The organism is Paenibacillus residui (genome assembly GCF_042677205.1).
Lineage (GTDB): Bacteria > Bacillota > Bacilli > Paenibacillales > NBRC-103111 > Paenibacillus_L > Paenibacillus_L residui.
The window spans coordinates 148,075-154,853 of the sequence record NZ_JBHTIU010000001.1; the positions used below are offsets into that span (position 1 = coordinate 148,075).

Genomic DNA, 6,779 nt, shown 5'->3' on the forward strand with positions numbered 1-6,779 from the left:
GCATACATTTTTTAGAATTTGTAGAATAATTATGTTTTTTCAATTGGAATATCGTTCACTAATTAGAATTTCTTTCTGAATAATGCACTAGAAGACGCCTAACCTCATTCCGAACCAAACGACAAAACAGCCGAGAGAAAGTCTCGACTGTTTTATCACAAACACCGTATTAGGGTGCGGCTCGCGCCGCGAACATTAGCCCACTTAGAGGCTAAGTAATCATAAGATTAGTTAGCCTTGGCAGGAATGACGATACGGCTTGCTTCGTTTTCTTTAAGCTTTTGCAGGAAGGAGATCCTGCTGCCGCCTCCTTTTCTGATATCGGGACGTGCTGGAACCATGGACAATCACCTCCTTTCATGAGATGGACGGAACGCTATAGTCGAAAATACTGAAGCAGCTGCTCCATGCTCTGAACGTACCGGTTTTCATCAACGTCTCGGTGACTGCTCTGACGGACACCGCAAGGCCTGGCAAACTTGCTGTATAACCGGTTAAGGTAACGATGATCAGCCAGAGCGTAAAACTGGACAAGCTTGACGTCCGGCTTCTCCCGCAGGATCAGTTCGAGGAATTCACGAAATCCTGCAAAAAACACTCTCGACCCCCGGTAAGCCGACGCCAGGATGGCGGCATCGATCGTTAACGTCACTCCGGCCGAATCGGGGTCCTCGCCATATTGGTACTGGATGAATCCGATCAACTCTCCCTCGTCATTATCAAACAGCATAATGTGAGAGTCCGGCAATGTATGCATCAGGTTCAGCAAAGCGTCATGCAGTGTGTAGTCCCTATCCAGTTCCTCGCTGTTGCTCAAATAAAATCGGGTAAACCGGGCGTAATCGGCATCCTCCATGCACCGACTGGCATGTGCCCTCCGCATAATGGCCGCGCCTCCTTCTGATAAGCCCGCGCTTTTACTGCAGCGCTGTTTCCTTTACTTTGATGTGACTGCTTTTATTTGGATTGCCTTTTCAAAAGGTGTTTCTGTTAAACCACGTATTTACGAGACTCCGTTCCCTCGGTTTGCCGGGCCCACATCGAAGCATACAGCTTGTTTCTCTCAAGCAGCTCCTCATGCCGCCCTCTCTCGACGATTTGACCGTTCTCGAGCACAAAAATTTGATCCGCCCCGGCAATCGTGGCCAGCCGGTGGGATACGATGACCATCGTTTGCTGGCCAGCCAGCTTTCGTATAGTTTTCAATACAGCCGCTTCGGCTAAAGGATCAAGCGAGGCGGTCATTTCATCCAGCAGCAGCAGGGACGGCTTCCTTATCAGTGCGCGGGCCAAGGCTATACGCTGCTTTTGGCCCCCGGAGAAGTTGCCGCCGTCCTCTTCCACCACGGTCTCATATCCATGCGGCAGTTGGGCGATAAACTCGTGGATGTCCGCTTGTCGTGCCGCCTCGATCACTTCATCAAGGGATGCGTCCGGCTTGCCGAGCTTCAAATTGTAGAGCAGCGTACCGCGAAAAAGGAAGCTGTCCTGAAACACGACTCCGATGCTTTGGCGGAAGAGTTCCTCGTCGATGCAGCTCAGCCTCTCCCGGTCCATAGTCAAGCTTCCGCTTTGGGCACGCAGCAGGCCCAGGAGCAGCAGCAGTACGGTGCTCTTGCCGGAGCCGCTCGGGCCGACGAAAGCAGCGGTCGTTCCCGCCGGGATGGCGAAGCTGATGCCATCTATCACGGTCTTGCCGGGATTGTAGGCGTACCGGAGCTGATCCGCCTTGATGGACGGGCTGCGAAGGAATCCCCCCCGTTGAGCACCTGCCCGACAATCAGCGCCTGGATCAACCACGTTCGAAGCGTACCTCGTGCGGGCTTCAGCTTCCGTATTTACCGTGGAAGCTGCCACTGCGGATGCCGCTGCGAGCTGTTCCCCGGCAGTATAGGCTGCTGCCCGGCCTTCCCGGTTAAGCCCGTTCCCGCTGTTTCCGCTGCCGCCAACTTCTGTTCCGCGTACATCTTCCTCTTCCAGCAGCAAAGCGGATAACCGGTCAAGGCTTACCCGGGCACTGGCGAAGGAAGGCAGGATGGCGGTCAGATTATATACCGAGTTGCCCATCGATGTGTAAATGGTGAAGAAGGCAACCAAAGCGCCAAGACTGATGTGCCCATTAAGCGCCAGATAGGAGCCAAAGCCGATAATTGTAAAATTGACTGCCAGTAAGCTTGCGATCGGCAGACGATCGAGCGAGGCCGCCATCTTATTTTTATGGTAGTGGCTGACAAACAGCGATTTAAGCCGTGCCTCGAACCTGCCGATGAACGTGGCTTGCAGACCAAAGCCTTGAATGATCATGCGTCCGTTCAGGCTTTCCTGGACATCCCCTGCCATTCCGTCCAGTCCTTTACGATAGTCGGCAAAAGCCGCCCGCGCCCTCCCGCCAAGCAGATAAGGCGCCAGATAGATTATACTGGCTCCCGCCAGAATAATCAGTGCCATGCTCCATTGCAGGGTGAACAAAATAGCTGCGCTAATGGTAATGACCGCCAACGATTGAAGGCCAATCGTAAGAATGGACATCATCGCCCCATCGATCGCAGGCAAGTCCAGCGTGAATCGGGAGACGATTTCATTTTTGTGACCGGCAGCCTCCGATCGGGTGTCCAGGCGCTGGATTTGTTTGAACATCTTGAGCCGCAGCTCCCGTTGAACGATGGCGCTCATTTTGGCCAGCAGCCGATCGCTGAGGAAGCCGCAGCCGACACCAACGATTCCGCCGATTCCAAGAACTGCGAGAATGAGCCAGAAGGCACTGGCATTGTTCGGGTCAATCGCTTCATCGATCATGAACTTGAAGCTGAGTGGCGCCAGGGCAAGAACGGTCAGTTCGACGGATGCGGTTAGAAAAAACAGAACAAACCGCCAACCGCATGGGCGTAAGAAACCGGCCAACTGGCGAATAACTCCCCACATGCTTGTTCCTCCTTGCTGTCTCGGATAATGAGTGTTCTGTCCATCAATTAGGAGCAGTCTCTTCACTAAGGGGGGGGACGCTCCGAATGAAGGATCAGCGCTGGCTGAAAGTGGACTTCTGAATGCAGCGTAAGCTTCAGCTGAAGATGCGCTGCTTGAACTTCGCCAGGTAAGTCCTCAGTTCTTCGGGAGATAGGCGGTATTCTGATACCGGCACCGATTCACTGTGTCTGCCTGCAACCAGGGTGGCGAATTTGGAGAACAGTTTATGGGAATCCGGCTGGTTGGGCGCCCAAAAGCGCAATTCTTCAACAGCAGTTGGCTGCATGCTCACATGTTCGAGCAAAAATTGCAGCCCCTGAACGAACAAACCGGTACCACGATAGGCTTTAGTAATATAAACCGACTGAATTTGGATGATCTGCACATCCCTGTAATCCTTCTCTCCGGTCCCGTGGATATATCCGAACGCACCCACGACCTGATCCTCATCATTAAAGGCCAGGACCGCTTCATTGCCCATTAACAGCGGGCTGGCGATATAGCCAAGCGTCACGGCGAAAGGATAGGGCAGCTGCAGCTCGGTATAATGCTCTAGCAGAAAATCGATATATTTGGAGTGGTAATTATAAGTTGAACAGACGGAAAAATAGAAGCTCATTCTGTCAAGGTCTCCTCCACGTTCAGATAATGACTTTCCAAGGCCAAGGGTATCGTATCAGGCGTAGTTTAAGTTTTGTTTAATTCTCTGAAAAAAAGTGGCGGAAATTTACCAAGGCTAGCCAGTGCTCTGCTATAATGAAGCCGAAGATAGCCGATAGGCCAGCTAGGGAAGGCGGATGGAATGCAGTGTCGATCAATTCAAATAATCCTGTAGTGGAGCAACCATCCAATTTTGAAAAGAGGGTGTTACGTGCCCTGCTCGTACTTGCGGTCCTGGCGATTTTCCTCCTGCCTGCTTTTAACGCAAATGCTTTCTCAGATGAAGCGGGAATACAAGCCTCATCGGTTGAACCCGGCACGGCTTTCAATGAAGCGAAGCGGGGCGAGATGTTTTTTTTCGCTTGGCCGTACGAGGGCAAACGGACGGCGGCAGCTTTAGATGGCGAATGGGAGTTTTATTGGAACGCCCTGCTCGGGCCGGATGATTTCCGCAGCTCGGCGGCCACATTGCCCGAGCCCCAAATGGTGTCGGTGCCCGGCCCATGGACGGATTACATGCTGAAAGATGCCGGAGAGCCTGTGCCCCACGAAGGTTATGCCACGTTTCGCTTGAGGGTCTATCTTGACGAGACGCTTACCCGTGACCGGCAGACATTGGGAATCTATCCGAAAAGCATAGCATCAAGCTACCGAATCTGGATTAATGGCAGCCATAAGGGCGGAAACGGCATAGTGGGGAACGATCGCTCCGGCGAAGAGCCCGGCAGTTTCCCGAAGACGATCTATTTTGAGCCCCAGGTTGGATGGAACGAAATCATTATTCAGATATCCAACTTTTCACAGAGGAATGCAGGAATTTGGCAATCTATAGAGTTTGGCACGGCTGAGGCAATTTCCTGGATTCGCGTTGCGCGGGTAGCCGCACAGGTTTTTATCGTAGGCATTTTTTTCGTTATGGGCCTGTACTACTTATTTGTTTACTTTAATCGGAGGCAGGAGCTATCCGCCTTGTTATTCGGCTTGTTATGTCTCTCTGTAGGTGTCCGCACCATCGTGCTGGGGGAATCGACAGCGTTGTTCCTGCTCCCCGGCCTGCCTTGGGAGTGGGCGGTGAAGACCGAGTATCTGTCCATTAGCATGACAGCGCTGACGCTGCTCTTGTTCGTGCATCGGGAATACCCGCAGGAATCGTTTAGCTGGGCACCCCGGATAGGGGGCGCGGTGCTGCTTGGGTGTATGATCCTTGTATTGGCACTTCCGGCACGCGTGTACACGCATTATTTGACTGCTTTCATATGGGGCGTCCTGCTGCCGGTCCTGCTGTACGCCATTTACATCTACGGGCTGTCGGCGATTCGGCGGCGCAAGGGCTCGCTGACCAATGCGGTCGGATTTTTGTTTTTTACCGTCTTTGCTTTGAATGATATGCTGTTTTACAGCGGCTTTTTGGCTACCGATGATTTGCTGTCGATTGGTTTGTTTGCTTTTTTATTGACGCAGGCGCTCAATCTTTCGGCCCGTTTCTCGCGGGCGATGCTGGAAACAGAGCGATTAACGGCTGAACTGCAGGAAACCAACCGTTCATTGGAGCGCACCGTGGAAGAGCGCACCTTTTCCTTGCGGGAAAGCAACGACAAACTCCAAAAAGCCTACGAACGCATGGCGGAAATGGAACAATTCCGGCTTCGCCTTCTGTCCAACATTTCACATGAGCTGAAAACTCCGATCACATCGATCAAAGGGTTCGCCAAAGCGCTGCGGGATGCGGTCATTACTTCGGAAGCTCCGAAATATGCGAATCGCATCTATGAACGCAGTCTTCTTCTCGAGCGGCTTATTTATGATTTGATAGAACTGACCAAGCTGGAGACGAAACAAGCGCAGTTTCATATGATGGAAACCAGCCCGATAACTTATTTCAAAGAGCTGTTTGTGAAGTATGAATGGGAGCTGCTGGAGAAAGGGATACACAGTCAAATAGTGCTGCCGCAGGAGCAAAATGCCGATAAAAGATATATAGTCCTGATAGATAGAATCCGCATAGAGCAGGTACTCGCCAATCTCGTTTCAAATGCGATCAGGCATACTCCGTCAGGAGGAACCGTCAGTCTGGTATTACGGCTGGAAGAGCCGGGAGAAGCTGCCGACGGCAGCGGTTGTGCAATCGTTACGGTAAAAGATACAGGCACGGGAATTGACCCACAGATGCACAGGGTTATTTTCGAACGGTTTGGCCAAGCTGTGCAGCCGCCGGGGGCAGAGCATCGCGGAACGGGTCTGGGTCTAGCGATATGTAAGGAAATTGTTCATTACCATGAGGGGAAAATTTGGGTAGAGAGTGAGCCGGGTGCAGGCAGTGAATTCAGCTTCTATCTCCCGATGGATAGCAAAAGAAAGGGATGACACAGATGGATCCCCAAGCGTCCAGACAAGATCAGGACATCCTGATTATTGAAGATGATGAAGATATTGCAGATTTAATCTCTATTTATTTACGCAGTCAATATTATTCCACAAGGACAGCTCCGTCCCTGAAGACAGCTTCTCAAATGTGGGCAGAGCGGAAGCCTGACCTGATCATATGCGATATTATGCTGCCCGACGGAGAAGGGACCGAGTGGATACAGGGGATCAAGCCGGAAAGCGCGGTGCCTGTAATTTTTCTCAGCAGCCGCAGCGAAAGGGAGGACATTATTCGCGGTTTGGAGCTGGGCGGAGACGATTACATCACCAAGCCTTTCGACCCGGATATTATGGTCGCTCGGGTGAAGGCACGCCTGCGCAGCTTTCCTCATAGAGAACAGCAGCATATCCAAGCTGCGGAAGATCGAAAAACGTGGAGCGACGGTCGTCTCAAACTTTCCTTTGACGGATGGGAGGTGCTCTTGAATGGGCAGCCGGTGACTTTGTCTACGAAAGAACGGCAGCTGTTGTTTTTGCTGGCGGCACATCCCGGACAGGTGTTCAGCGTCGAGCAGCTTTATGAACACATTTGGGGATTGGATGGCTGGAGCGATCCGCGCACGGTTATGGTCCACATCCACAATCTAAGACGTAAGATTGAGGAAGATGGCGGACACCATCGGTATATCGTTACGGTTCGCGGAATCGGCTATAAATTTCAGCGCTAAATCATAACCACCCGTCCAACGGGTGGTTTGCTCTTGGGGTATAACCCCCTGTTGCCAAACTGC

General features: G+C 52.1%; 5 protein-coding genes. 2 read left to right on the forward strand and 3 right to left on the reverse strand.

The window, feature by feature from the left end; all coding sequences use genetic code 11:
• Positions 1-376: 376 nt before the first annotated feature.
• From ACFQ03_RS00680 to ACFQ03_RS00690, 3 genes are all read right to left on the reverse strand, one after another.
• Entirely contained in the window at positions 377-883 is a 507-nt protein-coding gene (locus ACFQ03_RS00680; protein ID WP_144933597.1) for a GNAT family N-acetyltransferase, read from the reverse strand.
• 107 nt (positions 884-990) lie between these two features.
• The gene (locus ACFQ03_RS00685; RefSeq protein WP_379285435.1) at positions 991-2,922 is read right to left on the reverse strand and encodes an ABC transporter ATP-binding protein; all 1,932 of its coding nucleotides are present in this window, start codon (positions 2,920-2,922) and stop codon (positions 991-993) included.
• Between the two features lie 136 nt (positions 2,923-3,058).
• Entirely contained in the window at positions 3,059-3,583 is a 525-nt protein-coding gene (locus ACFQ03_RS00690) for a hypothetical protein (protein WP_144933599.1), read from the reverse strand.
• Positions 3,584-3,771: 188 nt separating this feature from the next.
• Between ACFQ03_RS00690 and ACFQ03_RS00695 the strand changes: the two genes are divergently transcribed.
• A complete protein-coding gene (locus tag ACFQ03_RS00695; RefSeq protein WP_379285438.1) occupies positions 3,772-5,988 on the forward strand; it encodes an ATP-binding protein in 2,217 nt (738 codons plus the stop codon).
• A 5-nt stretch (positions 5,989-5,993) separates the two neighbouring features.
• Positions 5,994-6,716: a response regulator transcription factor gene (locus ACFQ03_RS00700; protein WP_379285440.1), complete on the forward strand. Its 723-nt coding sequence runs from the start codon at positions 5,994-5,996 to the stop codon at positions 6,714-6,716.
• Positions 6,717-6,779 lie beyond the last annotated feature (63 nt).

What these genes read in the sequence shown, in the direction of transcription:
- ACFQ03_RS00680 (WP_144933597.1), bottom strand. Translation starts at nt 883, where the DNA reads ATGCGGAGGGCACATGCCAGTCGGTGCATGGAGGATGCCGATTACGCC.
- ACFQ03_RS00685 (WP_379285435.1), bottom strand. Translation starts at nt 2,922, where the DNA reads ATGTGGGGAGTTATTCGCCAGTTGGCCGGTTTCTTACGCCCATGCGGT.
- ACFQ03_RS00690 (WP_144933599.1), bottom strand. Translation starts at nt 3,583, where the DNA reads ATGAGCTTCTATTTTTCCGTCTGTTCAACTTATAATTACCACTCCAAA.
- ACFQ03_RS00700 (WP_379285440.1), top strand. Translation starts at nt 5,994, where the DNA reads ATGGATCCCCAAGCGTCCAGACAAGATCAGGACATCCTGATTATTGAA.